The 26,661-nt window shown below is 56.3% G+C and carries 23 protein-coding genes; 12 read left to right on the forward strand and 11 right to left on the reverse strand.

Going from position 1 to position 26,661, the window contains the following annotated elements; translation table 11 throughout:
* The first annotated feature begins 14 nt into the window (after positions 1-14).
* Both INF73_RS09370 and yccS read left to right on the forward strand, forming a co-directional pair.
* The gene (locus tag INF73_RS09370; protein ID WP_041910601.1) at positions 15-461 is read left to right on the forward strand and encodes a YccF domain-containing protein; all 447 of its coding nucleotides are present in this window, start codon (positions 15-17) and stop codon (positions 459-461) included.
* 19 nt (positions 462-480) lie between these two features.
* Positions 481-2,643, forward strand: coding sequence for a YccS family putative transporter (yccS, locus tag INF73_RS09375; protein ID WP_193540404.1), 2,163 nt, complete (start codon positions 481-483; stop codon positions 2,641-2,643).
* Here the strand turns inward: yccS and INF73_RS09380 are convergent.
* Positions 2,600-3,226: a TfoX/Sxy family DNA transformation protein gene (locus INF73_RS09380; RefSeq protein WP_041910603.1), complete on the reverse strand. Its 627-nt coding sequence runs from the start codon at positions 3,224-3,226 to the stop codon at positions 2,600-2,602. The genes yccS and INF73_RS09380 overlap by 44 nt on opposite strands.
* Positions 3,227-3,443: 217 nt before the next feature.
* Here INF73_RS09380 and sulA point away from each other — a divergent pair, with 217 nt between their 5' ends.
* Both sulA and ompA read left to right on the forward strand, forming a co-directional pair.
* On the forward strand, positions 3,444-3,953 hold the full coding sequence (gene sulA, locus INF73_RS09385; protein ID WP_041910604.1) for an SOS-induced cell division inhibitor SulA: 510 nt from the start codon (positions 3,444-3,446) through the stop codon (positions 3,951-3,953).
* 354 nt (positions 3,954-4,307) lie between these two features.
* Positions 4,308-5,363, forward strand: a complete 1,056-nt coding sequence (ompA, locus tag INF73_RS09390) for a porin OmpA (protein ID WP_108780329.1) — start codon at positions 4,308-4,310, stop codon at positions 5,361-5,363.
* A 63-nt stretch (positions 5,364-5,426) separates the two neighbouring features.
* Here the strand turns inward: ompA and matP are convergent, their stop codons facing one another.
* Positions 5,427-5,879, reverse strand: a complete 453-nt coding sequence (matP, locus tag INF73_RS09395; protein ID WP_023332611.1) for a macrodomain Ter protein MatP — start codon at positions 5,877-5,879, stop codon at positions 5,427-5,429.
* 185 nt (positions 5,880-6,064) lie between these two features.
* Between matP and INF73_RS09400 the strand changes: the two genes are divergently transcribed.
* Positions 6,065-7,825, forward strand: a complete 1,761-nt coding sequence (locus tag INF73_RS09400; protein WP_193540402.1) for a Lon protease family protein — start codon at positions 6,065-6,067, stop codon at positions 7,823-7,825.
* Between the two features lie 68 nt (positions 7,826-7,893).
* On the forward strand, positions 7,894-8,412 hold the full coding sequence (gene fabA, locus INF73_RS09405) for a bifunctional 3-hydroxydecanoyl-ACP dehydratase/trans-2-decenoyl-ACP isomerase (protein ID WP_000227926.1): 519 nt from the start codon (positions 7,894-7,896) through the stop codon (positions 8,410-8,412).
* A 71-nt stretch (positions 8,413-8,483) separates the two neighbouring features.
* Here fabA and rmf read toward each other — a convergent pair whose 3' ends face one another.
* From rmf to rlmKL, 6 genes are all read right to left on the reverse strand, one after another.
* On the reverse strand, positions 8,484-8,651 hold the full coding sequence (rmf, locus tag INF73_RS09410; protein WP_013097261.1) for a ribosome modulation factor: 168 nt from the start codon (positions 8,649-8,651) through the stop codon (positions 8,484-8,486).
* A 256-nt stretch (positions 8,652-8,907) separates the two neighbouring features.
* Entirely contained in the window at positions 8,908-9,474 is a 567-nt protein-coding gene (pqiC, locus tag INF73_RS09415) for a membrane integrity-associated transporter subunit PqiC (protein ID WP_028012599.1), read from the reverse strand.
* A complete protein-coding gene (gene pqiB / locus INF73_RS09420; protein WP_193359494.1) occupies positions 9,471-11,111 on the reverse strand; it encodes an intermembrane transport protein PqiB in 1,641 nt (546 codons plus the stop codon). The genes pqiC and pqiB overlap by 4 nt, the downstream gene beginning before the upstream one ends.
* A gap of 4 nt (positions 11,112-11,115) precedes the next feature.
* Positions 11,116-12,369, reverse strand: a complete 1,254-nt coding sequence (gene pqiA, locus INF73_RS09425) for a membrane integrity-associated transporter subunit PqiA (RefSeq protein WP_193540400.1) — start codon at positions 12,367-12,369, stop codon at positions 11,116-11,118.
* Between the two features lie 12 nt (positions 12,370-12,381).
* On the reverse strand, positions 12,382-14,289 hold the full coding sequence (locus INF73_RS09430; protein WP_193540398.1) for an ABC transporter ATP-binding protein: 1,908 nt from the start codon (positions 14,287-14,289) through the stop codon (positions 12,382-12,384).
* A 12-nt stretch (positions 14,290-14,301) separates the two neighbouring features.
* Positions 14,302-16,410 carry a bifunctional 23S rRNA (guanine(2069)-N(7))-methyltransferase RlmK/23S rRNA (guanine(2445)-N(2))-methyltransferase RlmL gene (gene rlmKL / locus INF73_RS09435; RefSeq protein WP_193540396.1) on the reverse strand — a complete coding sequence of 703 codons (2,109 nt, stop codon included), beginning with the start codon at positions 16,408-16,410 and terminating at the stop codon, positions 14,302-14,304.
* A 98-nt stretch (positions 16,411-16,508) separates the two neighbouring features.
* Between rlmKL and INF73_RS09440 the strand changes: the two genes are divergently transcribed.
* Positions 16,509-17,618: a YcbX family protein gene (locus tag INF73_RS09440; protein WP_045261710.1), complete on the forward strand. Its 1,110-nt coding sequence runs from the start codon at positions 16,509-16,511 to the stop codon at positions 17,616-17,618.
* Here the strand turns inward: INF73_RS09440 and zapC are convergent.
* Both zapC and pyrD read right to left on the reverse strand, forming a co-directional pair.
* Positions 17,615-18,157, reverse strand: a complete 543-nt coding sequence (zapC, locus tag INF73_RS09445) for a cell division protein ZapC (RefSeq protein ID WP_028012593.1) — start codon at positions 18,155-18,157, stop codon at positions 17,615-17,617. The two genes, INF73_RS09440 and zapC, sit on opposite strands and share 4 nt — an antisense overlap.
* Before the next feature lie 165 nt (positions 18,158-18,322).
* Positions 18,323-19,333, reverse strand: coding sequence for a quinone-dependent dihydroorotate dehydrogenase (pyrD, locus tag INF73_RS09450; RefSeq protein WP_193540393.1), 1,011 nt, complete (start codon positions 19,331-19,333; stop codon positions 18,323-18,325).
* 249 nt (positions 19,334-19,582) lie between these two features.
* Here pyrD and ssuE point away from each other — a divergent pair, with 249 nt between their 5' ends.
* The 5 genes from ssuE to ssuB are packed head-to-tail and all read left to right on the forward strand — an operon-like array spanning position 19,583 to position 23,823.
* On the forward strand, positions 19,583-20,158 hold the full coding sequence (ssuE, locus tag INF73_RS09455) for an NADPH-dependent FMN reductase (protein ID WP_028012591.1): 576 nt from the start codon (positions 19,583-19,585) through the stop codon (positions 20,156-20,158).
* Positions 20,151-21,113 (forward strand): sulfonate ABC transporter substrate-binding protein, encoded by a 963-nt coding sequence (locus tag INF73_RS09460; RefSeq protein WP_193540391.1) that lies wholly within the window; start codon positions 20,151-20,153, stop codon positions 21,111-21,113. Before ssuE ends, INF73_RS09460 begins: the two co-directional genes overlap by 8 nt.
* Positions 21,110-22,255, forward strand: coding sequence for an FMNH2-dependent alkanesulfonate monooxygenase (gene ssuD, locus INF73_RS09465; protein WP_028012589.1), 1,146 nt, complete (start codon positions 21,110-21,112; stop codon positions 22,253-22,255). The genes INF73_RS09460 and ssuD overlap by 4 nt, the downstream gene beginning before the upstream one ends.
* Before the next feature lie 9 nt (positions 22,256-22,264).
* The gene (gene ssuC / locus INF73_RS09470; protein ID WP_028012588.1) at positions 22,265-23,056 is read left to right on the forward strand and encodes an aliphatic sulfonate ABC transporter permease SsuC; all 792 of its coding nucleotides are present in this window, start codon (positions 22,265-22,267) and stop codon (positions 23,054-23,056) included.
* Entirely contained in the window at positions 23,053-23,823 is a 771-nt protein-coding gene (ssuB, locus tag INF73_RS09475) for an aliphatic sulfonates ABC transporter ATP-binding protein (protein ID WP_193540389.1), read from the forward strand. The genes ssuC and ssuB overlap by 4 nt, the downstream gene beginning before the upstream one ends.
* A 100-nt stretch (positions 23,824-23,923) precedes the next feature.
* On the opposite strand, the gene pepN is transcribed toward ssuB, so the two are convergent.
* Entirely contained in the window at positions 23,924-26,536 is a 2,613-nt protein-coding gene (pepN, locus tag INF73_RS09480; RefSeq protein ID WP_041910613.1) for an aminopeptidase N, read from the reverse strand.
* Positions 26,537-26,661: the final 125 nt, after the last annotated feature.

The raw sequence follows: 26,661 nt of genomic DNA on the forward strand, positions 1-26,661 counted from the left end.
GGAAGTGAGGGTTTATGCGTACCGTTCTGAATGTGTTGAATTTTGTGCTGGGCGGTTTTGCCACCACCCTTTCCTGGCTTTTTGCCACGCTGGTGAGCATCGTCCTGATTTTCACGCTTCCCCTGACCCGTTCCTGCTGGGAAATAACGAAACTGTCGTTCATCCCCTACGGTAACGAAGCTATCCACGTTAATGAGCTGAACCCGGAGAGCAAAAGCGCCCTGATGAATACGGGGGGAACTTTGCTGAACATTCTGTGGCTGATTTTCTTCGGCTGGTGGCTGTGCATCATGCATATTTTTGCCGGTATTGCGCAGTGCATCTCAATAATTGGTATTCCGGTCGGGCTCGCGAACTTTAAGATCGCCGCCATCGCCCTTTGGCCCGTCGGGCGCAGGGTGGTTCCGGTTGAAGTGGCCCAGGCGGCGCGTGAAGCGAACGCTCGTCGTCGTTTTCAGTAAATAAGGACTGGCCGCGTTTATGCTAAGTCCACTGCTTCGCCGTTATACCTGGAACAGCGCCTGGCTCTACAACGTCAGGATATTTATCGCGCTTTGCGGCACGGCAGCCCTGCCGTGGTGGCTGAATGATGTCAAGCTCACCATCCCCCTCACGCTGGGGGTGGTGGCCGGAGCGCTGGCGGATCTGGACGATCGCCTGGCCGGGCGTTTGCGGAATCTGGTCATTACGCTGGTCTGTTTTTTTATCGCCTCCGCGTCCGTTGAGTTACTTTTCCCCTGGCCGTGGCTGTTTGCCCTGGGCCTTACACTCTCCACCAGCGGGTTTATTTTGCTGGGCGGTCTGGGGCAGCGCTATGCCACTATCGCCTTTGGGGCCCTGCTGATCGCCATCTACACCATGCTGGGCGTTTCCCTGTACGACCAGTGGTATCAGCAGCCTGTGCTGCTGCTGTTGGGCGCCATCTGGTATAACCTGCTGACGTTAACCGGCCACCTAATCTTCCCGGTTCGTCCTCTGCAGGATAACCTTGCCCGCAGCTATGAGCAGCTAGCCCATTATCTGGAACTGAAATCCCGGCTGTTCGACCCGGATATCGAGGAAGAAAGCCAGGCGCCGCTTTACGGTCTGGCGCTGGCAAACGGCCAGCTGGTCGCCACCCTTAACCAGACGAAAGCCTCGCTGCTTACCCGTCTGCGCGGAGATCGCGGCCAGCGCGGCACGCGCAGAACCTTGCACTACTATTTTGCCGCTCAGGACATTCATGAGCGCGCCAGCTCTTCACACGTTCAGTATGCCGCCCTGCGCGAGAAGTTTCGCTACAGCGACGTCATGTTCCGCTTTCAGCGCCTGCTGTCCATGCAGTCACAGGCATGCCAGCAGCTCGCGCGCTCCATTCTTTTGCGCACGCCCTATCAGCACGACTCCCGCTTCGAACGCGTGTTTAGCCATCTTGATGCGGCGCTCGACCGCGTGCAGGCCAGCGGAACGTCACCGGAACAGATCAAAGCGCTGGGTTTTCTGCTCAACAACCTGCGGGCGATCGATGCTCAGTTGGCGACGATTGAGTCCGAGCAGGCGATGGCACTGCCGGGCAGCGAGGTGGATAACCAGCTTGCAGATGACAGCGTGCACAGCGTGAGCGATATGTGGCTAAGGCTGAGCCGCAACTTCACGCCGGAGTCGGCGCTGTTTCGTCACGCGGTGCGAATGTCCCTGGTCTTATGCGTGGGGTATGCTTTTATCCAGATAACCGGTTTGCACCACGGCTACTGGATCCTGCTGACCAGCCTGTTTGTCTGTCAGCCGAACTATAACGCCACCCGACACCGCCTGGCATTGCGTATTATCGGCACCCTGGTCGGCGTCGCGATCGGCCTTCCGGTGCTCTATTTCGTGCCGTCTATTGAAGGACAGCTGATCCTGATCGTGATCACCGGCGTGCTGTTCTTCGCGTTTCGCAACGTGCAGTACGCCCATGCCACAATGTTCATCACGCTGCTGGTTCTGCTCTGCTTTAACCTGCTGGGTGAAGGGTTCGAGGTCGCCCTGCCCCGCGTACTCGATACCCTGATTGGCTGCGCTATCGCCTGGGCCGCCGTCAGCTTTATCTGGCCGGACTGGCGTTTCCGTAATCTACCGCGCGTGTTAGACAGGGCTATGAACGCCAACTGCCGATACCTGGATGCCATCCTTGAGCAGTATCATCAGGGCCGCGATAACCGCCTGGCTTACCGGATAGCGCGCCGCGATGCGCACAACAGCGATGCGGAACTGGCCTCGGTGGTCTCTAACATGTCAACGGAGCCTCGCGCCACGGCCGAGATTCGTGAGACGGCTTTCCGGCTGCTCTGCCTGAACCATACCTTCACCAGCTATATTTCCACGCTGGGCGCCCACCGCGAAAAACTCACCAACCCGGGCATCCTCAACCTGCTGGATGACGCAGTCTGTTATGTCGATGATGCACTGCATCACCGGCCAGCCGATGAACCGCGCGTGAGACAGGCGCTGGATGAACTTACCCAACGTATTGCGCATCTTGAGCCTGGAAACGACAGCAAAGCGCCCCTGGTGTTACAGCAGATTGGCCTGCTCATCGCCCTGCTGCCAGAAATTTGCCGGCTGCAACAGCAAATCGCTACCTGGAGGAGTGATTCTCCAGTGGCTCAGGCAGCGCATTAAACCACTCCGTCAACTCCCGGCGAATGCCGGCCGGGAGTGCCGCCTCATGCAGCCCCTCGATCGCCCCTTCCAACGCGAATAGCACTTTGATACTCAGCGCTTTATTTTTCGCCCGCATCTTCAGCCAACTCTCCCTTGCGCCAAGCGCCCGCAGCGTTTCTTCGTTGGTGATGCCCGCTTCAAAGAGCAACACTTCCAGCTGAAAGGTCAGGTTTGGCAGGTCCTTAAGTCGATTGCGCTGATGCCGCTGGTAACGCTCTTTTCTTGCCGCATTAAGTGCGAAAGTGGAGAGCTGAAGCAGACGCTCCCTGTCCTGCCATAGCCCGTCATCCACCCGGTAATAGTTGAGAAGCACCGGACGGCCCCGCTTCATCAGGGTCAAAAAAGACGCGGCATTTTTCACACAGTATTTCGCACTTTCTTCACAGGCACGGAGGTAGAGCTCACCTTCTGACACCATGGCAAAAACCGCATCATCCACTGCCAGGGTATAGCCGCCGAACAGCGCGCGATGATGAATTTCACCCAGTGGTGACAGGTATTCCTGGGATTTATAAATCCGTTCATAAGATATCTTTTTCATGATATTTCCCTTCAAAATCATAAAGTAACAACGAAATTTCTTACTAGCGGATCCGTTAGCAGGAAAATAGGCAACTTAGCGTCGTTGAGCAAGATGATTTTTCGAAGGGCATCAACATTGAATGAATTTTGCGAGTCGCTTTCCGAAAATGAGGTTGATCTTTATGCATACAGGGGTTACTGTATATTCATACAGTAACTACAGGGCTGGAATGAATATGTACACTTCAGGCTATGCAAATCGCTCAACTTCTCTCTCCTCTACCGCGGGCACTGTCGCGCAGAACACCGTTGGGGGTGCTTCGACGGGGCTTATTAGTGAAGTGGTTTACCGTGAAGACCAGCCTCTGTTGACCCAACTCCTGCTGCTTCCGTTATTACAGCAGCTTGGTCAGCAATCACGCTGGCAGCTCTGGCTGACGCCACAGCAAAAACTGAGCCGCCAATGGGTGCAGTCTGCGGGCCTACCGCTGGCAAAGGTTATGCAGATCAACCAGCTTTCTCCCTGCGATACCGTCGAATCGATGATTCGCGCGTTACGCACCGGAAATTACAGCGTGGTGATCGGGTGGTTACCGGAAGAATTGACGGAAGAGGAACATTTTCGTCTGACCGAAGCGGCTGAAGAAGGGAATGCGATCGGGTTTATCATGCGCCCGGTTCGTCCAGATTCTTATCGCAGAGGACAACTTTCTGGGCTAAAAATTCACTCAAATTTGTATCATTGAATGAAATTAAGATTTTTCCTGGAATTTTTTTTGACCGCAGGATGCGGTTTTAGTTCCCGGCCTCAAAATTGCGGCAAGGCTTGTCTGGTGCGGTTCTCCTTAATTTTATTGCACAAAATTCGTTCTAAAAATGTTAAATAATAGGTATACGGAACTTTTTTTTTCATATGCCTGACAGACTTCACACTTGTAAGTTTTCAGCTACGTTGTAGACTTTACATCGCCAGGGGTGCTCGGCCTAAGCCGAAGATATCGGTAGATTTATATTTGACCACGCCCCCCGGTGAAGGATTTAACCGTGATTCTCTCTTGAGACCTTCATGGCGAATTTTGGATGATAACGAGGCGCAAAAAATGAAAAAGACAGCTATCGCGATTGCAGTGGCACTGGCTGGCTTCGCTACCGTAGCGCAGGCCGCTCCGAAAGATAATACCTGGTATGCAGGTGGTAAACTGGGCTGGTCTCAGTTCCATGACACTGGCTGGTACAACAGCAGCCTGAACAACGATGGCCCTACTCACGAGAGCCAGCTTGGTGCAGGTGCGTTCGGTGGCTATCAGGTTAACCCGTATGTTGGCTTTGAAATGGGTTACGACTGGTTAGGTCGTATGCCATACAAAGGCGACACCATCAATGGCGCTTTCAAAGCTCAGGGCGTTCAGTTGACCGCTAAACTGGGTTACCCAGTAACTGACGATCTGGACGTGTACACCCGTCTGGGCGGCATGGTATGGCGTGCAGACTCCAGCAACAACATCGCTGGCGACGACCATGACACTGGCGTTTCCCCAGTATTCGCTGGTGGCGTTGAGTGGGCTATGACCCGTGACATCGCTACCCGTCTGGAATACCAGTGGGTTAACAACATCGGTGACGGTGCTACCGTTGGCGTTCGTCCAGACAACGGCATGCTGAGCGTAGGTGTTTCCTACCGTTTCGGCCAGCAGGAAGATGCAGCACCAGTTGTTGCTCCAGCGCCGGCTCCAGCTCCAGAAGTACAGACCAAGCACTTCACTCTGAAGTCTGACGTTCTGTTCAACTTCAACAAAGCGACCCTGAAACCAGAAGGTCAGCAGGCACTGGATCAGCTGTACACCCAGCTGAGCAACCTGGATCCTAAAGACGGTTCTGTAGTGGTTCTGGGCTTCACCGACCGCATCGGTTCTGACGCTTACAACCAGAAACTGTCTGAGAAACGTGCTCAGTCTGTTGTTGATTACCTGATCTCTAAAGGTATCCCAGCTAACAAGATCTCCCCACGTGGTATGGGCGAATCTAACCCAGTTACTGGCAACACCTGTGACAACGTTAAAGCTCGCGCTGCACTGATCGACTGCCTGGCACCAGATCGTCGCGTAGAGATCGAAGTTAAAGGCGTTAAAGACGTTGTAACTCAGCCAGCGGCATAAGTTATCGTCTTATAAAAAAACCCCGCCATGCGGGGTTTTTTATTGTCTGAAGAAAACTAAAATCTATTTTTTGCCCAACAACGCCTGAAGGTCGTTTTTTAGCGACGACATCTGGTTGGCGTACTTCTCTTTATGTTCGGCATCCTCAATCAGCTGCACGATAGTTTCCGACAGGGTCTTACCACGCCGTTGTGCCAGCCCGGCCAGACGCTGCCAGACCACGAACTCCAGGTCGATGGATTTTTTCCGGGTATGCTGATGCTCAGCATTAAAATGCCGTTTACGTCGCGCGCGGATAGTTTGCTTCATCCGGTTTAACAACGCAGGATTAATGTGCTTCTCAATCCAGCCATTGACCTGTACCGGTTCATTTTCGAGGGTCAGCAAAATATCCACGGCTTCTTGCGCAGCGCTGGCTTCGATGTAGCAGGTGATCAGCTCCCCTTCACGGTGCTTTTTGACCAGGTACTTCCATTTCCAGCCGCTTTCGAGATTTTCCAGTTGTTGATATTTCATTGCGATCTCAGTGTTACCACGTAACTCTGTTCAGAATATCAGTTTTTTAGCAATCTGCTGAAAAGAAATCATATCCTGTGAGTGACTGCAGCCAATCCGCCTGCTGAAACACCAATCCTGCTTGGGTAGAGCCCCCCGCTTACGGTATACTCCACGCTTTTACATCTGACTAAAAAACATCAACTTTGACCATTACGAAACTAGCATGGCGTGACCTTGTTCCGGATGCCGAGAGCTATCAGGAACTGTTTGCACAGCCCGATCTCGCAAAAGAACATGAATTCATCCTTAGCGATACGCAACCACGCTTACATTATGCGCTGGAGCAGACGTTAAGCCCGTGGGCGACATCGCCCTTCATGCTGCTGAAAGCCCCGGAAGAAGCGGAATATCTGACGCTGCTTGGGGATGCCACGCGCCAGCTGCGGCCAGACACCACCGCGGTATTTGGCGGCCAGTATCGTATCGCGGGGCATAATATTACCTTCGGACCGGCGGACCAGGCCGACGGTCGTTTTGCTGCTAACGGCGAGGTAATTACCGCTAATTGGGTCGAGGCTGAACAGCTGTTTGGCTGTCTGCGCCAGTTTAACGGCGAGCTTTCCCTGCAGCCGGGGCTGGTGCATCGCGCAAACGGCGGCGTGCTCATCATCTCTCTGCGCACTTTGCTCTCGCAGCCGCTGCTGTGGATGCGTCTGAAAACCGTTGTGACCCAACAGCGCTTTGACTGGGTCGGTTACGACGAGTCTCGTCCTCTTCCTGTCTCCGTGCCGTCAATGCCGCTGTCGCTGACCGTCGTGCTGATGGGTGACCGCGAATCGCTGGCGGACTTCCAGGAGATGGAGCCGGAACTGGCCGAACAGGCCGTTTACAGCGAATACGAAGACAACATTCAGATTGCCGATGCGGACGACATGGCGCAGTGGTGTCAGTGGGTGATGGCCGTGGCGGAACGTTTTGCATTGCCAGCGCCTGCCGCCGATGCGTGGCCGGGTTTAATCCGCGAAGCCGTTCGCTATACCGGTGACCAGGAAACCTTGCCGCTCTGCCCGCTCTGGATCGGCAAGCAGCTGCGTGAAGTCGGTACGATCAGCGGTAACGGTACGTTTACTGGCGAACAGCTCACGCAGATGCTGGCGCAGCGAGAGTGGCGCGAAGGCTATCTTGCTGACCGCATGCAGGATGAAATTCTGCTGGAACAAATTCTGGTCGAGACAGAAGGCGAACGCGTTGGGCAGATCAACGCCCTCTCGGTGATCGAGTTTCCTGGCCATCCGCGCGCGTTCGGTGAACCCTCGCGAATCAGCTGCGTTGTGCATATTGGCGACGGCGAGTTTACCGATATTGAACGCAAGGCCGAACTGGGCGGCAACATTCACGCCAAAGGCATGATGATCATGCAGGCATTTTTGATGTCTGAGCTGCAGCTTGAGCAGCAAATCCCCTTCTCCGCCTCGCTGACGTTTGAGCAGTCCTACAGCGAAGTGGATGGCGATAGTGCCTCAATGGCGGAGCTGTGCGCCTTAATCAGCGCCCTGGCGGACGTGCCGATCAACCAGAACATTGCTATTACCGGTTCGGTCGATCAATTTGGTCGTGCTCAGCCCGTTGGCGGTCTGAACGAAAAAATTGAAGGCTTCTTCTCTGTCTGTCAGCAGCGCGGTTTAAACGGCAAACAGGGTGTGATTATTCCGGCGCCTAACGTACGCCATCTCAGCCTGTGCCAGGATATTCTGGACGCTGTTGAACAGGAACAATTCGCCATCTGGGCCATCGAAGGGATTGAGGATGCACTACCCTTACTGACAAACCTGGTTTGGGATGGCGAAGGTCAGACAACTTTGATGCAGACTATCCAGGAGCGCATTGCTCAGGCGACGCAGCAGGATGCTCGCCATCGTTATCCATGGCCGTTACGCTGGCTGGGCTGGTTCAGTTCGAACTGATCGGACTTGTTCAGCGTACACGTGTTAGCTATCCTGCGTCCTTCACTAAAATAAGGCTTACTGAGAACATGGTAGATAAACGCGAATCCTATACAAAAGAAGATCTTCTTGCCTCTGGTCGCGGAGAACTGTTTGGCGCGAAAGGCCCACAGTTACCGGCCCCGAACATGCTGATGATGGACCGTGTCGTGAAAATGACCGAAACCGGCGGCAACTTCGATAAGGGTTACGTAGAAGCAGAACTCGATATCAACCCGGACCTGTGGTTCTTCGGTTGCCACTTTATTGGCGATCCGGTAATGCCTGGCTGCCTGGGCCTGGATGCCATGTGGCAGCTGGTTGGCTTCTATCTGGGCTGGCTGGGTGGTGAAGGTAAAGGCCGCGCGCTGGGCGTGGGCGAAGTGAAATTCACTGGTCAGGTTCTGCCTACGGCGAAGAAAGTCACCTATCGTATTCACTTCAAGCGCATCGTTAACCGTCGCCTGATTATGGGCCTGGCGGATGGCGAAGTGCTGGTAGACGGTCGTCTGATCTATACCGCGAACGACCTGAAAGTGGGTCTGTTCCAGGACACTTCCGCGTTCTGATATCGCTTTAAGCGACCCCGGAAAGGCGAAACCTCCGCAGTGCGGAGGTTTCTTTTTTTAAAGAGACGTTATCAGGCTATAAGTGCCCTGTCGCCGATGGCTTCTCGCCAGCCTCCAAGCCATTGTGACCTTTGATTTATCGTCTGATAAGGACACATTTCTTTCGAACGTCCAGCGATGCCGGCCTGATAACCACGTTGATGAGCCCGTTCCAGGCGATCTCGTTTCTGTCTCTTCATGCCTCGTTTCCCTCATTCTTTTGTCTGGTGGAAAGAAAACAGTGTCCGCGCCAGATGCGCAGGCACAGATAACGAATACCCCGAATTAGTCCCAGCGTCAACGTTCAAAATTCATACGGGTGTCATATTTGTGAGCTAGCCAGAAGATCATTTGTACAAAAAATGTGACCCGGCACAAGTAACAACCTGACGCAAAAACGAAAAAAAAACCGCAATCAGCACCAGGCCGATTGCGGTTTTTGACGATGAATTTTACTTATGGCAGTCGGGAAATTTCCCTGGCGATACTGGCTGACTCCTGCGCCCAACCCTGAGCCAGCACTTTCACCATTTCATCATAGCCATCCTTCTGCTGCTTCAGCTCCAGATGGAAAGGACGCTTAATCAGCTGTCCCTGATGATTCAACAGCCACTCGCCGCTGATGACAACGGCACCGTCATAACGGCCGTGGAAGCCCGTTACCGTGACGTTCAGCGTGTCCTGATCGCTTCCCAAAGGCTGGGAGGCAACAACCCAGCCCGGAAGCTGGCTGCCCAGATTCGCCACCAGCGTATTGCGTAACTGCTGGTCCAGCGGGCTGGCCCACAGGTTGTTGTTGGCGATAACGTACTGTACATCGCTGGTCTGATAGACCACCCCGTTGCCGGCCAGGTAATCCGGCACGGCGACCTGCTCAACCCACAGCAGACGGTTGCCCTGCGAGGCGGAACTTTGCGTAACCGCCTGCGTCACCAGAGGCAGCTGGTAGTAGCTTTTCGTTTCGCTCCCGGAGCTGCAGGCCGTGAGTACCATCGCTCCTGCAATCGCTAGCCATTTTTTCATTGTTTCGCCCTCTTCGGCTCAGGATCCTTTTTATCTTTCGCTTCGAACACCAGCGCGTTGCTCTTCTCGTTGAGCGTTTTCAGAACCGGCTGCAGTTCACGCAAGACCTGATCGAGACGCTGCATATCTGCCACCATCTTGTTGTACGCCGCCGAGCCAGGCTGGAAGCCCTGCATACTGCGGTTCAGCTCGCGCAGCGTTTTCTGCATATCCTGCGGCAGCTGCTGCATACTCTGGTTTGCAGTAATCTTGTTGATGTTATCCAGCGTGGTCTGCAGGCGCTGCATTGTCGCCTGGCTTTGATGTAACGAACCTGTCGCCGCCTCAATCATTGGGTTCAGCGGCAGATTGTTAATTTTATCCAGCGTTTCCATGAGACGCTGCTGGATCTGGGCCAGACCGCTGCTTACCGTTGGGATGATCTTGTAACCACCAAATTCACGCACACCGGTAATCGGCGGCGCTTTTGGATAGAAGTCCATATCGACATACAGTGCGCCGGTCACCAGGTTACCGGTTTTCAGCGAGCCGCGCAGACCGCGATTCATCAGGTCGGTGATGTGCTCGCCGATATCCTGATTCTCACCAATCTGGTTGATCAGGCGCTCAGGCTCAATGCGGATCAGCACCGGAATACGATAATCATCATCAAGCATCTGCTTAAGGCCTGGAACAAAGTAAGGCACTTGTCCCACCGTCCCCAGACGAATACCGCGGAACTCAACGGGCGCCCCAGGCTGCAGGCCGCGAACAGAATCCTTAAAGAACATCAGGTAGTCGATGTGATCGGTATAGAGTGCATCCTGAATGCTTTTTTGATCGTCGAACAGGCGGAAAGCGGTGTTCTCCGCAACCGGCTGTCCCAGGTCCAGACCTTCGGGTACGTCAAAACTCACGCCGCCGCCAAACAGTGTTGTCAGCGAGCCCATTTCTACACGCATGCCCGCCGAGGTCAGATCCACCGCGATGCCGCTGTCTTTCCAGAAGCGGACGTTGCTGGTAACCAGACGATCGTTAGGCGCATTGATGAACAGCTGATAGCTGATGGCTCTTTTCTGAGGATCGAAGGTGCTTTTCTCCACCGAACCCACGCGATAGCCGCGGAAAAGTACCGGGTCGCCCGCCGTGAGCTGGCCCGCTTTTTTACTGTCGAGGATCACGCGGATACCTTTTGCATCAGGCGGTGCTAGCGGCGGTGAATCCAGAAGCTGGTACTGCGCCGGCTGGCTGCCTTTTGCACCCGGCTGCAGTTCGATGTAGGCACCTGAGAGCAGCGTTCCTAAGCCGCTGATCCCTTCACGTCCCACCTGCGGTTTAACCACCCAGAAAACAGAATCGCCGTGCAGGAGTTTTTCCATGCCGGCATTAAGACGCGCCTTAATCTCCACATGGGTTAAATCGTCGGTCAGGGTTGCGCTTTCCACCACGCCCACATCCACGCTGCGGCTTTTGATGGTCGTTTTACCGCCCTCAATTCCTTCGGCATTGGTGGTAATCAGCGTCACTTCCGGTCCCTGATGGCTGTAGTGATAAAACAGGATCCATGCACCGATCAGCGCGGTCACGATGGGGAAAATCCACACCGGCGACCAGTTTTTGACCTTCTGCACTTTCGCCTCTCCACTCTTATTTTCCATGCTCTTACTCTTCCTCATGGCTTGATTCAGGCTCACGATCCCACGATAAACGAGGGTCGAAGGTCATGGCCGCAAACATGGTCATAATCACCACCAGTGCAAACATTAAAGCCCCCATCGCGGGATAAATACTCATCAAACCGCCCATCCGCACCAGCGCAGAGAGAACGGCAATCACAAACACGTCGATCATTGACCATCGACCGACAAATTCGACCACTTCGTAAATCAGATGCATGCGTTCGCTGTCGCGTTTTCCGTGGCCTTTTGCATCCCAACAGAGCCAGGCAATGGCGATCATTTTTAAAGTGGGCACCATGATACTGGCGATGAAAATCACGCCGGCGACAGGATAGGATCCTTCGCTCCACAGCAGTATGACCCCGGCGAGGATCGTCGAGGGCATTTTATCGCCGAGCAAATCGGTGATCATAATCGGCAGAATATTAGCGGGCAGATACAGCATGACGGACGTGACCAGCAGTGCCATCGTCCACTGCAGGCTATTTTTACGGCGAACATGGCCCTTCGTTTCGCAGCGCGGACAAACCTCAAGATCGGCGGGCAGCACGGCGGTACAGCACGGACAAGAACGCAGCCCCTGGCGGATACCCGGCACGCCGACCTTCACCGTCTGCGCGAGCGTCGGTGCCGGGGCGATATCGTCCCAGGCCCAGCGCCTGTCCACGCACTGGAAAGCACGCAGCTGCAGGACACAGTACAGACACCAGGGAACAAAGCTGCTGCCTATCCCCACGTCGCCGTACGCCATCAGCTTCACGAAACTGACCAGTATCCCTGCGAGAAATATCTCGGCCATCCCCCAGCTTTTGAGCTGAAAAAGGATGCGCGCGAGCCGGATTTTCAGCGGTGACGGCATCCTGACGCGGTTAACCAGCAGCAGGATGATGACCAGGCAAAACGCCGGGACTATCTGGACGAATAGCAGAAAAAAGGTGCCGAGGCTGGCGTAATCTTCCGAGAACATCACGCCCGGGATTTCAAGCAGATCCACCTGGCTTGTCATCCCGCCTACCTTCATATAGACGAAGGGGAAGAGATTGGAGAGCAGCAGCATGAACAGTGCTGCCAGCGCGTAAGCGGTGGGACGCTGCCGCGGCGCGTCCCACTCGGTTGTCAACGTCGCGCCACAGCGTGGACATTGGGCTTTATGTCCGTGACCAAGCTCTGGCAACGTCACGAGCATATCGCATTGCGAGCATAATATATGCCTGTCGGCATAGTGCTGGTCACACATATTTAATCCCTGTTATGCGCCGTTTTTCAGAGACTCAAGGTACTCCCAGCGCTCAAATGCTTCTTCCAGGGCTTTTTCAGCCGCGGACATTTCAGCCAGTACTTTCTGAGTATAGTCATGCGATTGGGTAAAGAATGAGGCATCAGCAACCTGCGCTTGCAGCCCCTCAAGCGCGGCCTCCAGCTCTTCAAGACGCTGAGGTAGCCCCTCCAGCTCGCGCTGCAGGTTATAGCTTAGTTTAGCCGAGGTTTTCTTGACAGTTTCTGCTTTTGTTACAGCAGGTTCAGAACCTGTTCTGGACTTCGACTGTTTCTGCGCCAGAGACTGCGACTGCTGCCCTTTTGCGTCGTGATAACCGCCCACGTACTGGCCAATTCGCCCTTCACCTTCGAAGATCCAGCACTCGGTCACGGTGTTATCCACGAACTGACGATCGTGGCTAACCAGCATCACGGTTCCCTGATACCCATCGATCAGCTCTTCGAGTAATTCCAGCGTTTCGACATCCAAATCGTTCGTCGGTTCATCGAGGATCAACAGATTACTTGGCTTCAGGAACAGACGGGCCAGCAGAAGACGGTTACGCTCCCCGCCGGACAGCGCGCGCACCGGTGTCATGGCGCGTTTCGGGTGGAACAGGAAGTCCTGCAGGTAGCCCAGCACGTGACGCGGCTTGCCGTTTACCATCACTTCCTGTTTACCTTCGGCGAGGTTGTCCATCACCGTGCGGTCCGGATCCAGCTCCGCGCGGTGCTGGTCGAAGTAGGCCACTTCCAGCTTGGTGCCACAGTGAATGCGGCCGCTGTCGGCCTGCAGCTGGCCCAGCATCAGCTTCAGCAGCGTGGTTTTGCCGCAGCCGTTCGGGCCGATGAGCGCAATTTTGTCCCCGCGCTGAACCTGCGCGGAGAAATCTTTCACCAGCACCTTGCCGTCAACCTGGTAGTTAACGTTTTCCATTTCGAAGACAATCTTGCCGGAGCGGGACGCCTCTTCCACCTGCATTTTGGCGCTGCCCATGACTTCGCGGCGCTCGCTGCGCTCGCGACGCATCGCCTTCAGGGCACGCACGCGGCCTTCGTTACGGGTACGGCGGGCTTTGATGCCCTGGCGGATCCAGACCTCCTCCTGCGCCAGCTTGCGGTCGAACTCGGCGTTCTGCAGCTCTTCCACGCGCAGGTTTTCTTCTTTCTCCAGCAGATAGGTGTCGTAATCGCCGGGATAGGTGACCAGCTTGCCGCGGTCGAGGTCGACAATGCGCGTCGCCATATTGCGAATAAACGAACGGTCGTGCGAGATGAAGATGATGGTGCCGCTGAAGGTTTTCAGGAACCCTTCCAGCCAGTCAATCGCTTCGATGTCCAGGTGGTTGGTTGGTTCGTCCAGCAGCAGTACCTTAGGGCCGCTGACCAGCGCGCGCCCCAGCGCCGCTTTACGCAGCCAGCCGCCGGAGAGCGCCGACAGCTCCATGTCGGGTTCCAGCCCGAGCTGCGCCAGCACCTCGTTAATGCGGTTTTCCAGCTGCCACAAACCGTGGTGATCGAGCATCTCCTGCACTTTCGCCAGTTCGTTGAGATTCTTGTCGCTCGGGTCGGTCATCACCAGATGCGAAATCTCGTGATAGCGCTTCAGGTACTCCGCCTGCTCGGAGATGCCTTCCGCCACGAAATCGTACACGCTGCCGGTCACATGACGCGGCGGATCCTGCTGGAGGCGGGAGACGATCAGATCCTGCTCGTATACGATGCGGCCGTCATCCAGCCCCTGCTCGCGGTTGAGGATTTTCATCAGCGTGGATTTACCCGCGCCGTTACGGCCCACCAGACAGACGCGCTCGTTATCTTCGATATGCAGTTCCGCATTATCGAGAAGCGGTGAGTCGCTGAAAGAGAGCCACGCGCCGTGCATACTAATTAATGACATTTATTTTTCCTTTCAGACCGCGGTAATCAACCAGCAGTTATGAATTTGACGGTTACGGGCGAAGTCCTGAGACAGCGTTTTTTGACTGATTTCTTGTGCTTTCAGTCCCAGGGCTGCCAGGCCGTCATGATCCATACGGAAGCCGCGTTTGTTATTCGAGAACATAATGGTGCCGCCTTTGCGCAGCAGGCGCTTCAGGTCGGTCATCAGGCGCAGGTGATCGCGTTGAACGTCAAAGCTATCCTCCATGCGCTTGGAGTTAGAGAAGGTCGGCGGATCGATAAAGATCAGGTCGAACTGCTCGTCGGTATCGCGCAGCCAGCCCAGCACGTCGGCCTGCATCAGGCGATGCTGACGCCCGGTTAAGCCGTTCAGACGCAGGTTACGCTCGGCCCACTCGAGATAAGTGCGGGACATATCCACCGTGGTAGTGCTGCGCGCGCCGCCGAGACCGGCATGCACGCTGGCGCTCCCGGTGTAGGAGAAGAGATTCAGGAAGTCCTTGCCCTTGCTCATCTGGCCGAGCATGCGGCGGGCGATGCGGTGGTCGAGGAACAGGCCGGTATCAAGGTAGTCGGTCAGGTTGACCCACAGGCGCGCGTTGTATTCGCCCACTTCGATAAAGTCACCCTTCTCGCCCATCTTCTGATACTGGTTTTTACCCTTCTGACGTTCGCGGGTTTTCAGCACCAGCTTGTTCGGCGCAATCCCCAGCACGGCAATGGTGGCCGCAATGACGTCCAGCATGCGCTGGCGCGCTTTTTGCGCATCAATGGTTTTTGGCGGAGCATATTCCTGAATCACCACCCAGTCCGCATAGCGGTCAACCGCCACGTTGTACTCCGGCAGGTCGGCGTCGTACAGGCGATAGCACTCGATCCCTTCCTGCTTCGCCCATTTTTCAAATTTCCTCAGGTTTTTGCGCAGGCGGTTGGCGTAATCCTCTGCCACGCCGGTTGGCTTGCTGTCCGCCGCTTTCTCTGCCAGATGGTAGTTTTTCTGCACGCAGTCCAGCGGGCCGTTTTTCGCCTTAAACTGGCGGTCGGCACGCAGCTGCAGGCAGCTCAGCAGCTCCGGCGAGGCGCTGAACAGAGACAGGTTCCAGCCGCCGAAGTAGTCCTTCATATTGCGGCCCAGCAGGCTGTGCAGGGCAATCAGCGCAGGCTCGCTGTCCAGACGCTCGCCGTATGGCGGGTTGCTGATTACGGTCCCGTACGGGCCCTTCGGCAGCGGGTTGGTCAGGTTCGCCACGTCTTTCACCTCGAAGGTGACCAGCTCGCCGATACCGGCGCGACGGGCGTTGCTGCGCGCGCGTTCTATTACGCGCGGGTCGCTATCCGAACCGTAGAAGTGAGAGGTATACTCCGCCAGCCCCTTACGCGCGCGGGTCTGCGCGTCGTCTTTAACCTCTTTCCAGAGCGCTTCGTCGTGCTGCGCCCAGCCTTTGAAGCCCCAGTGGCCGCGGTGCAGCCCCGGCGCGCGGTCGGTTGCCAGCATGGCAGCCTCAATCAGCAGCGTACCGGAGCCACACATTGGGTCAAGCAGCGGCGTGCCCGGCTGCCAGCCGGAGCGCATCACGATGGCGGCGGCCAGGGTTTCTTTGATCGGTGCCATACCGGTGCGATCGCGGTAGCCGCGCAGGTGCAGACCCGCGCCGCTCAGATCGAGGGAGATGCTCGCCGTGTCGCCGTTCAGCCAGACGTTGATACGCAGGTCCGGGTTTTCGCGATCGACGTTCGGACGTTCCTTATTTTTACGCGTGAAGCAGTCCACAATGGCGTCTTTTACGCGCAGGGCGCCGTACTGGCTGTTGCGGATCTCGTCGTTCACGCCGTTGAAATGCACCGCGAAGGTGGCGTTAGGCGTGAAGATCTCTGTCCAGTCGATCATCTGTACGCCGGTGTAGAGATCCAGGTCGCTATAGACCTTGCATTCCTTCATCGGCAGCATGATGCGCGACGCCAGACGGCTCCACATCAGGCTCTGGTAAATAAGCCGCGTGTCGCCCTCAAAATGGACACCACCCTGAACCACCTGGCACTCTTGCGCGCCCAGGGCTTCCAGTTCAGTTTTTAACAGCTCTTCCAGCCCACGGGCCGTACTGGCAAACAGAGAATTCATATCGTCACTTTTACTCTTAGAAAATTGTCGCGCATTATAGCTAATATGGCGTGTATGTCATAAAGTTGAAGGCTTATTTTCATTCGAGGGAGTGTGCAGTGGCGACGTTATCCAGGCTTTTTATTCATCCGGTGAAATCCATGCGCGGCATCGGCGTCACTCACGCGCTGGCAGACATGAGCGGGTTCGCCTTCGATCGTATTTTTATGGTCACCGAGCCTGACGGTACGTTTATCACCGCACGCCAGTTCCCGCAGATGGTTCGTTTTACCCCTTCCCCGCTTCATGACGGTTTGCATCTGACCGCGCCGGACGGTTCCAGCGCGGTGATTCGCTTTGCTGATTTTGCGGCTGTCGACGCGCCAACGGAAGTATGGGGCAACCATTTTACCGCGCGCATCGCCCCGGATGAAATTAACCGCTGGCTGAGCGGCTTCTTCTCCCGCGACGTGCAGCTGCGGTGGGTTGGGCCGGAACTGACGCGTCGCGTAAAGCGCCACGACGCCGTTCCCCTCTCCTTCGCGGATGGCTTCCCGTTCCTGCTCACCAACGAAGCGTCTCTGCGTGATTTACAGAATCGCTGTAAAGCCAGCGTACAGATGGAACAGTTCCGCCCGAATCTGGTCGTGACCGGAGCGGACGCCTGGGATGAAGACACCTGGAAAGTCATCCGCATTGGCAGCGTCATCTTTGATGTCGTCAAACCCTGCAGCCGCTGCATTTTCACCACGGTAAGCCCTGAGAAAGGCCAGAAGCATCCTTCCGGCGAGCCGCTGAAAACGCTGCAATCGTTCCGTACCGCGCAGGACAACGGTGATGTCGATTTCGGCCAGAACCTGATCCCGCGATCCAGCGGCGCAATCCGCGTAGGCGATGAGGTTGAAATTCTCGCCCGCGGGCCGGCGCGAGTGTACGGCTCAGGCCAGGAAGAAGAAATGGTCGAGGTTGAGACGAATGTCGCCACTGCGGTGGATATTCACTGGCAGGGCAAGGTTATTCGTGGCAACAATCAGCAGGTTTTACTGGAGCAGCTGGAGCAAGCCGGTATTCGCGTACCGTATTCCTGCCGCGCGGGAATTTGCGGATGCTGCCGCATCAAGCTGCTGGAGGGAGAAGTGAGTGCGCTGAAAAAATCTGCAATTGGAAATGACGGCACAATCCTGTGCTGTAGCTGCGTACCGAAAACGTCGGTACAGCTGGAAGCTTAAACCGCTTGTTCGAGGCTGAAGGCATCGACGCGCAGCTGTGGCTTCAACCTGTCATTCATGACTTTGATCGCATCACCTAACTGCATTACGCGCCCGGCAATCGTCACGCCGGGCTGCGCCAGCAGACAGAGTGCGGCATTTTCGCCCGGCTCAACCACTAACAGGCTCACCTCTTCGGCGGTATCGCTCAGGTTAACGCTGGCCGCATCGCCCGTTGCTGGCGTCCAGTCCATGCCGTGAGGCAGGAAATGCCAGCTTTTCGGCATTTGCGGTTTCAGGAAACGGATAGCCACCAGCGCATTTAATACCAGTTCGGCACGCTGCTCTTTAGAGAGCATCAGGTCGCGGCATTTTTCTTCAAAGGAGAAATAAAGCGCCGCATCGTCAACGCAAAAGCCCGATGGAGAAAACGCGTCCGGGGTTAACATTCGGCGGGCAAAACGAGAACGAAACAACATGCCATTGGCTAAATCGAGCATCATACGGTCATGCTCGTCGCAAAAATACCAGCGCCAGTTATCGTCAGGTTTAATTCGCATGTGTCTCTCCCGTCCCCAAACGTCCTGTACTAAAAATGTCCTGTTCGCCGCTTCGTTTATAACACTAGTAATAAAAGACGATAATGTCTAAATAAGCAACAGTGACGGAATATAAAACAACCAGGGCTGGAAATAAAGCCCTGGTTGTCTGATTAAGAAAAAAGATTAGATATGCGTAACGATTTCTTTAATCAAAGGCGGGCCTTTAAAAATAAAGCCGGAATAGATTTGCACCAGTGACGCACCGGCCGCCATCTTCTCGCGCGCAGCAATCACCGAATCGATACCGCCGACGCCAATAATCGGTAAACGGCCTTTTAATTCCGCAGACAGCGCGCGAATAATTTCGGTGCTTTTTAATTGTACCGGACGGCCACTTAACCCACCCGCTTCGTCACAGTTTTTCATTCCCTGAACGAGCGAACGATCGAGCGTGGTATTCGTTGCAATCACCCCGTCAATATTATGGCGAACCAAACTGTCGGCAACCTGGATCAATTCTTCGACAGAAAGATCCGGCGCGATCTTCACCGCGACCGGAACATATTTATGGTGGATCGCCTGGAGTTCATTTTGTTTATTTTTAATGGCACTCAGAAGATCGTCCAGCGCTTCGCCATATTGTAAGGAGCGCAGCCCAGGGGTATTGGGTGAGGAAATGTTCACCGCGATATACCCGGCATAGGCGTAGACTTTTTCCATACAAATCAGGTAGTCATCTTTACCCTGCTCAACCGGCGTATCTTTATTTTTGCCAATATTGATGCCTAACACCCCATCAAAATGGGCTTTCTTCACGTTCTCTACCAGATGATCAACGCCGAGGTTATTAAAGCCCATGCGGTTGATCAGCCCTTCGGCTTCGACCAGGCGGAACAGGCGCGGCTTGTCATTTCCCGGCTGCGGGCGCGGCGTGACGGTACCAATTTCGATGGAGCCAAAGCCCATCGCGCCCAGGGCATCGATGCACTCGCCATTTTTGTCCAGACCGGCCGCCAGACCCAGCGGATTTTTAAAGGTCAGCCCCATGCACTGCACAGGCTTTGCCGGCACGTTTTGACGCACCAGGGCCGCCAGCGGCGTTCCGGTAATACGACGTAATTGCTGGAATGTAAATTCATGAGCGCGCTCAGGGTCGAGCTGGAAAAGGGCTTTACGAACGAAGGGGTAGTACATGAACTCTCCTGGATTCCCGGTGTGCAAACCGGGAGGGGATTATGGGCGATCCCGTCACGAAAGGGAATTGACCTGCGGCAAAAAAATCGGCGTAAAACGCAATCGTTTACCTCCCCCTCTCTTTCTTATGCAGTTTTTCGCAGTTTAATTGCGGATAAATCATTTAGTGGAATAACCGCGCGGTGTCACACTCCTGAAAATTGTTATGAATGTTAGACAAAAGCAAACAATTAGTTATAAGGAGGAAGTATGCGCGTCATTACCCTGGCCGGAAGTCCACGATTCCCTTCGCGTTCCAGCGCCCTGCTGGAATATGCCCGAGACAAGCTCAATGCCCTGGACGTCGAAGTGTGCCACTGGAATCTGCATAACTTCGAACCTGAAGATTTGCTGTATGCCCGCTTCGACAGCCCCGCGCTGAAAACCCTCACTGAGCAGCTCAAGGAAGCGGACGGCCTCATCGTTGCGACCCCGATTTATAAAGCCTCTTTTTCGGGCGCGCTGAAAACGCTGCTCGATCTTCTCCCCGAGCGCGCACTGGACGGCAAAGTGGTTCTGCCGCTGGCAACGGGCGGCACGGTGGCCCATTTACTGGCGGTGGATTACGCCCTGAAGCCGGTGCTGAACGCCCTGAAGGCGCAGGAGATCCTTCACGGCGTTTTCGCGGATGATTCGCAGGTCATTGACTACCAGCATAAGCCGCACTTCACGCCGAATCTGCAAACGCGCCTTGATGCCTCGCTGGAAACTTTCTGGCACGCGCTGCATCGCCGGGATATCCAGGTTCCTTCTTTTAATCCGCCGCAGGGAGTCGCACATGTTTAAAACCTTAACCCGCCTCGGACTGGCTGGCCTGATGGCGTTTACCTCGCTGGCCCATGCCGCAGAAACCGCACCGGACAGTTTACGGATTGGCTACCAAAAAGGCAGCGTCAGTATGGTGCTGGCAAAAAGCCACCAGCTGCTGGAAAAACGCTTCCCGGACACCAAATTCTCCTGGGTGGAGTTCCCTGCCGGCCCGCAGATGCTGGAGGCCCTGAACGTGGGCAGTATCGATCTGGGCAGCACGGGCGATATTCCCCCCATTTTCGCCCAGGCCGCGGGAGCGGACCTCGTCTATGTAGGCGTTGAGCCGCCTAAGCCGAAGGCCGAGGTGATTCTGGTGCCTGAAAACAGCGATATTAAAAGCGTCGCCGATCTCAAAGGCCATAAGGTCGCATTCCAGAAGGGTTCCAGCTCGCACAACCTGCTGCTGCGCGCCTTACAGGAAGCCGGGCTCAAGTTCACCGACATTCAGCCCGTTTACCTGACGCCCGCCGACGCGCGCGCCGCGTTCCAGCAGAAGAACGTTGATGCCTGGGCTATCTGGGATCCGTACTACTCCGCGGCATTACTGCAGGGTGGCGTACGGGTGCTGAAAGACGGTACCACGCTGAAGCAAACCGGTTCGTTCTACCTCGCCTCACGCCCTTACGCCGAAAAAAACGGCGCGTTTATTCAGGGCGTACTGGATACCTTTACGCAGGCAGATGCCCTGACCCAGAGCCAGCGTCAGGCGAGCATCGCCCTGCTGGCAAAAACCATGGGCTTACCTGAGCCGGTGATCGCGAGCTACCTCAGTCACCGTCCGCCCACCACCATTGCGCCTGTCGACGCGCACGTCGCCGCGCTTCAGCAACAGACCGCTGACCTCTTCTATCAAAACCGCCTGGTACCAAAACAGGTCGATATTCGCGAACGCATCTGGCAGCCCGCTGGCAAAGAAGGAGCTAAATCATGAGTCTGAATCTTTTCTGGTTTTTACCCACCCACGGGGATGGACACTATCTTGGTACAGAAGAGGGCTCGCGCCCGGTTGACCATGGCTATCTTCAGCAGATTGCCCAGGCGGCGGACCGAATCGGTTTTACCGGCGTGCTGATCCCGACCGGACGCTCGTGCGAGGATGCCTGGCTGGTGGCCGCGTCGATGATCCCGGTCACCCAGCGCCTTAAATTCCTGGTTGCATTGCGTCCGAGCGTCGTTTCACCCACCGTGGCGGCGCGTCAGGCAGCAACGCTGGACAGGCTCTCCAACGGCCGCGCTCTGTTTAACCTGGTGACGGGCAGCGATCCGCAGGAGCTGGCGGGTGACGGCGTGTTCCTCGACCATACCGAGCGCTATGAAGCCTCCGCCGAATTTACCCGCGTCTGGCGACGCCTGCTGGAAGGCGAAACCGTCACCTTTGAAGGTAAGCATATTCACGTTCGCGACGCGAAGCTCTACTTCCCGCCGGTGCAGCAGCCGCGCCCTCCGCTCTATTTTGGCGGATCGTCGGATGTGGCCCAGGATCTGGCCGCCGAGCAGGTCGATCTCTATCTGACCTGGGGCGAGCCTCCCGAGCTGGTGAAAGAGAAGATTGCCCAGGTCCGCGCCAAAGCCGCCGCCCATGGCCGCAAGGTGCGCTTCGGGATTCGCCTGCACGTGATTGTGCGCGAAACCAATGAAGAAGCCTGGCAGGCGGCAGACCGTCTGATCTCCCATCTGGACGATGAGACCATTGCGAAGGCGCAGGCTGCGTTTGCCAAAACCGACTCCGTCGGGCAGCACCGCATGGCCTCTCTGCACAACGGCAAGCGCGAGAATCTGGAAATCAGCCCGAACCTGTGGGCGGGCGTGGGTCTGGTACGCGGCGGCGCGGGCACGGCGCTGGTCGGCGACGGGCCAACCGTGGCTGCACGTATTAATGAATACGCTGACCTGGGCATCGACAGCTTTATTCTCTCCGGCTATCCGCACCTGGAAGAGGCCTACAGGGTGGGCGAGCTGTTATTCCCGCATCTGGATGTCGCCGTTCCGGAAATTCCGCAGCCGCAGCGGCTCCAGCTGCAGGGCGAAGCCGTGGCAAACGAATTTATTCCGCGCAAAGCCGCACAGAGCTAAGGAGTGACCATGTCTGCCACCTCACAAAAATGGCTGCTGCGCGCCGCCCCGTGGTTTTTGCCCGTCGGCATCGTGGCGCTCTGGCAGCTCGCGTCGACCACCGGCTGGCTGTCGAGCCGCATTTTGCCCTCTCCGGAGGGCGTTATCGAAGCGTTCTGGTCGCTGAGCGTCAGCGGAGAGCTGTGGCAACATCTGGCGATCAGCTCCTGGCGCGCGGTGATTGGGTTTTCCATCGGCGGCAGCATCGGTCTGGTGCTGGGTCTGATAAGCGGCCTTTCACGCTGGGGGGAAAGGCTGCTGGATACCTCCATCCAGATGCTGCGCAACGTGCCGCATCTGGCGCTGATCCCGCTGGTCATTTTGTGGTTTGGGATCGATGAGAGCGCCAAAATCTTCCTCGTGGCGCTGGGCACGCTGTTCCCGATATACATCAACACCTGGCACGGCATCCGCAATATCGATCGCGGTCTGGTGGAGATGGCGCGCAGCTACGGCTTATCGGGTTTTTCCCTCTTTGCTCACGTGATTCTGCCGGGCGCCCTGCCCTCCATTATGGTCGGGGTGCGCTTTGCGCTCGGCCTGATGTGGCTGACGCTGATTGTGGCGGAAACCATCTCAGCCAACTCCGGTATTGGCTACCTGGCGATGAACGCCCGCGAATTCCTGCAAACGGACGTGGTGGTGGTCGCCATCATTCTGTATGCACTGCTCGGCAAACTCGCCGACGTCAGCGCACAGTGGCTGGAGCGCAGCTGGCTGCGCTGGAACCCGGCCTATACCCTTCAGGAGGCGAAAGCATGAATACCGCACGACTAAATCAGGGCACGCCGCTGCTGCTGAACGGCGTAACCAAACGCTACGGCGAAAACACCATCCTTAACGGGCTGGATCTGCACATTCCCGCCGGCCAGTTTGTGGCTGTAGTCGGGCGCAGCGGCGGCGGAAAAAGCACGCTCCTGCGTCTTTTAGCCGGGCTGGAAGCCCCCAACGGAGGAGAGATTCTGGCAGGAACCACGCCGCTGGCCAATATTCAGGACGATACGCGCATGATGTTTCAGGACGCGCGCCTGCTGCCGTGGAAAACGGTGATTGATAACGTCGGGCTGGGGCTCAAAGGCAACTGGCGGGATGAAGCCCGTCAGGCGCTGGCCGCCGTCGGGCTGGAAAACCGTGCAGGTGAATGGCCTGCGGCGCTGTCGGGCGGCCAGAAGCAGCGGGTGGCGCTGGCGCGGGCGTTGATTCACCGTCCGGGCCTGCTGTTGCTTGATGAGCCGCTCGGCGCTCTTGATTCCCTGACGCGGATAGAAATGCAGGATCTGATTGAATCCCTCTGGCAGGCGCACGGCTTTACGGTACTGCTGGTGACGCATGACGTCAGCGAAGCCGTGGCGATGGCAGACAGGGTGCTGTTAATAGAAGAAGGTAAAATTGGTCTGGATCTGACGGTAGATATTCCACGTCCTCGCCGCGTGGGATCGGCCAGACTGGCGGAGCTGGAAGCCGAAGTGCTGGATCGGGTGATGAAACGTGGGGAAGCGGAGATTCAGCGGATAAAGGCCAATGCCTGATGCCCTCACCCCGGCCCTCTCCCACAGGGAGAGGGAGAAAACCGATGCCCCGCGCACCCACGTAGGCCCGGTTAGCGTAGCGCCACCGGGCTTTTTTACATCAGGCCAGCGCCTTAGCAATCTTCTCGTACAGATCGCCAGACAGATTTTCCAGCCCTTTCAGCTGCTCAAGCGCGGCGCGCATCTTCGCCTGACGCTGCGCATCATAGCGTTTCAGGCGGATCAGCGGCTCAATCAGACGTGATGCAACCTGCGGGTTACGGCTGTTCAGCTCGGTCAGCATTTCCACCATAAACTGATATCCGCTGCCGTCTTCGGCGTGGAACGCGGCCGGGTTACTGCTGGCAAATGCACCAATCAGCGAGCGAACGCGGTTCGGGTTGCTCATGGTGAACGAACGGTGCTTCAGCAGGCTGCGAACCTTACTAAGCGCATCGGCTGCCGGGCTGGTCGCCTGCAGAATAAACCACTTGTCCATCACCAGACCATCCTGGTGCCACTTGTCGTCATACTCCTGCATCAGCGCATCGCGGCACGGCAGTTCAGCGGCAACGCTTGCTGCCAGGGCCGCGAGCGCATCAGTCATGTTATCCGCTTCGTGATACTGCTTGCTCACCAGCGCGTTCGCCAGTTCGGGCTCACCAAACGCAAGATAGCGCAGGCAGGTATTGCGCAGGGTACGCTTGCCGATATCCGCATGCTCCACGCGATACGCGTCAAGCTTGTTAGCGTTGTAGAGAGCCAGGAATTCATCCGCCAGTTCGGTCGCCAGCGTGCGGGTCAGCGCTTCGCGCACTGCCACGATGGCAATCGGGTCGATAATGTCGAACAGCTCCGCAATTTCAGTCGCGGACGGCAGCGTCAGAATTTCAGCCGCCAGCGCCGGGTCAATCTTCTCGTCCAGCAGGATGGCGCGGAACGCGTCTGCCACATGCACCGGCAGCGTCAGCGGCTGGCCCTGCTGGTAACGGTTCACGTTAAGCTTGATGTAGGTTGCCAGCAGGCTCTGCGCCGCGTCCCAGCGGGAGAAATCGTTGCGGGCGTGACGCATCAGGAACGTCAGCTGCTGGTCGCTCCACTTGTACTCCAGCTTCACCGGCGCGGAGAACTCGCACAGCAGCGCAGGCACCGGCTGGAAGTAGACGTTATCGAAGATAAAGGTCTGCTCTGCCTGGGTCACGTTCAGCACGTGGTGTACCGGGTGGCCGCCCTTCTGCAGCGGGATGACGTTGCCTTCGTTGTCGTACAGCTCAATGCTGAACGGAATGTGCAGCGGATATTTTTCTTCCTGCTCGGCAGTTGGCGGCGTGCGCTGGCTGATGGTCAGAGTGTACTGCTCGGTTTCCGGGTTGTAGTCGTCCTTAACGGTGACAATCGGGGTCCCGGCCTGGCTGTACCAGCGGCGGAAGTGAGAAAGATCAACGTTGGACGCGTCTTCCATCGCCTGCACAAAGTCGTCGCAGGTAGCCGCGCTGCCGTCGTGACGTTCGAAGTAAAGCTGCATCCCTTTCTGGAAATTCTCTTCACCCAGCAGGGTGTGGATCATGCGGATAATTTCAGCGCCCTTCTCGTACACCGTCAGGGTGTAAAAGTTATTCATCTCAATGACTTTATCCGGACGGATCGGGTGCGCCATTGGGCTGGCATCTTCCGCAAACTGCAGGCCGCGCATGGTGCGCACGTTGTTGATGCGGTTGACCGCCCGCGAGCCCAGATCGGAGCTGAACTCCTGATCGCGGAAGACGGTTAGCCCCTCTTTCAGGCTCAGCTGGAACCAGTCGCGGCAGGTGACGCGGTTACCGGTCCAGTTATGGAAATACTCGTGGCCGATAACGCGTTCGATATCGAGGTAGTCTTTATCGGTGGCGGTATCGGTACGCGCCAGCACGTACTTGGAGTTAAAGATGTTAAGGCCTTTATTCTCCATCGCGCCCATGTTGAAGAAGTCGACGGCGACGATCATATAGATGTCGAGATCGTATTCGAGGCCGAAACGCTCTTCGTCCCACTTCATGGAGTTAATGAGTGAAGTCATCGCCCACGGCGCGCGGTCAAGGTTGCCGCGATCAACGAACAGCTCCAGCGCCACTTCGCGGCCAGAGCGGGTTTTGAAGGTATCGCGCAGCACGTCGAAATCACCCGCCACCAGCGCAAACAGGTAGCACGGTTTCGGGAACGGATCCTGCCACTGCACCCAGTGACGGCCATTTTCCAGCTCGCCCTCACCCACGCGGTTACCGTTGGAGAGCAGGAACGGATAGAGGGTTTTATCGGCAATGATTTTGGTGGTAAAGCGCGCCAGCACGTCCGGGCGGTCCAGGTACCAGGTAATGTGGCGGAAGCCTTCGGCTTCACACTGGGTACACAGGGCCACGCCTGACTGGTAGAGCCCTTCCAGCGCCGTGTTGGCGGCAGGGCTGATTTCATTCACGATGCGCAGCGTAAAGCGTTCCGGCAGGTTGTCGATGACCAGCTGGTTGCCTTCTTCTTTATAATCTGACCAGGCTTCATCGTTAATGTGCAGGGAGACCAGCGTCAGGTCTTCGCCATCCAGACGCAGCGGTACGGCAGTCGCGCTGTGGCGCGTCACCTGGCTTACCGCCGTCACAACGGTTTTTGTGGCATCCAGGTCAAAAGTCAGGTCGATATCGCTAATCAGGTATTCCGGCGCACGGTAGTCGTGGCGGTATTTGGCTTGTGGCTGTTGTGTCATAGAAAACCTTATGCATCGTTTGTCGAGTAACGTTTCAATATATTCCTGTTGCGTAAAACGCGCTATGCAGAATGTTCATCTTTTCAGGCTTAAACACCTTTTTCGCTACATTTGTATAACACGGG

Origin of the sequence: Enterobacter cloacae complex sp. P6RS, assembly GCF_014982245.1 — a bacterium.
Taxonomy (GTDB): domain Bacteria; phylum Pseudomonadota; class Gammaproteobacteria; order Enterobacterales; family Enterobacteriaceae; genus Enterobacter; species Enterobacter bugandensis.

What these genes read in the sequence shown, in the direction of transcription:
- INF73_RS09370 (WP_041910601.1), top strand. Translation starts at nt 15, where the DNA reads ATGCGTACCGTTCTGAATGTGTTGAATTTTGTGCTGGGCGGTTTTGCC.
- yccS (WP_193540404.1), top strand. Translation starts at nt 481, where the DNA reads ATGCTAAGTCCACTGCTTCGCCGTTATACCTGGAACAGCGCCTGGCTC.
- INF73_RS09380 (WP_041910603.1), bottom strand. Translation starts at nt 3,226, where the DNA reads ATGAAAAAGATATCTTATGAACGGATTTATAAATCCCAGGAATACCTG.
- sulA (WP_041910604.1), top strand. Translation starts at nt 3,444, where the DNA reads ATGTACACTTCAGGCTATGCAAATCGCTCAACTTCTCTCTCCTCTACC.
- ompA (WP_108780329.1), top strand. Translation starts at nt 4,308, where the DNA reads ATGAAAAAGACAGCTATCGCGATTGCAGTGGCACTGGCTGGCTTCGCT.
- matP (WP_023332611.1), bottom strand. Translation starts at nt 5,879, where the DNA reads ATGAAATATCAACAACTGGAAAATCTCGAAAGCGGCTGGAAATGGAAG.
- fabA (WP_000227926.1), top strand. Translation starts at nt 7,894, where the DNA reads ATGGTAGATAAACGCGAATCCTATACAAAAGAAGATCTTCTTGCCTCT.
- rmf (WP_013097261.1), bottom strand. Translation starts at nt 8,651, where the DNA reads ATGAAGAGACAGAAACGAGATCGCCTGGAACGGGCTCATCAACGTGGT.
- pqiC (WP_028012599.1), bottom strand. Translation starts at nt 9,474, where the DNA reads ATGAAAAAATGGCTAGCGATTGCAGGAGCGATGGTACTCACGGCCTGC.
- pqiB (WP_193359494.1), bottom strand. Translation starts at nt 11,111, where the DNA reads ATGGAAAATAAGAGTGGAGAGGCGAAAGTGCAGAAGGTCAAAAACTGG.
- pqiA (WP_193540400.1), bottom strand. Translation starts at nt 12,369, where the DNA reads ATGTGTGACCAGCACTATGCCGACAGGCATATATTATGCTCGCAATGC.
- INF73_RS09430 (WP_193540398.1), bottom strand. Translation starts at nt 14,289, where the DNA reads ATGTCATTAATTAGTATGCACGGCGCGTGGCTCTCTTTCAGCGACTCA.
- rlmKL (WP_193540396.1), bottom strand. Translation starts at nt 16,410, where the DNA reads ATGAATTCTCTGTTTGCCAGTACGGCCCGTGGGCTGGAAGAGCTGTTA.
- zapC (WP_028012593.1), bottom strand. Translation starts at nt 18,157, where the DNA reads ATGCGAATTAAACCTGACGATAACTGGCGCTGGTATTTTTGCGACGAG.
- pyrD (WP_193540393.1), bottom strand. Translation starts at nt 19,333, where the DNA reads ATGTACTACCCCTTCGTTCGTAAAGCCCTTTTCCAGCTCGACCCTGAG.
- ssuE (WP_028012591.1), top strand. Translation starts at nt 19,583, where the DNA reads ATGCGCGTCATTACCCTGGCCGGAAGTCCACGATTCCCTTCGCGTTCC.
- INF73_RS09460 (WP_193540391.1), top strand. Translation starts at nt 20,151, where the DNA reads ATGTTTAAAACCTTAACCCGCCTCGGACTGGCTGGCCTGATGGCGTTT.
- ssuD (WP_028012589.1), top strand. Translation starts at nt 21,110, where the DNA reads ATGAGTCTGAATCTTTTCTGGTTTTTACCCACCCACGGGGATGGACAC.
- ssuC (WP_028012588.1), top strand. Translation starts at nt 22,265, where the DNA reads ATGTCTGCCACCTCACAAAAATGGCTGCTGCGCGCCGCCCCGTGGTTT.
- ssuB (WP_193540389.1), top strand. Translation starts at nt 23,053, where the DNA reads ATGAATACCGCACGACTAAATCAGGGCACGCCGCTGCTGCTGAACGGC.
- pepN (WP_041910613.1), bottom strand. Translation starts at nt 26,536, where the DNA reads ATGACACAACAGCCACAAGCCAAATACCGCCACGACTACCGTGCGCCG.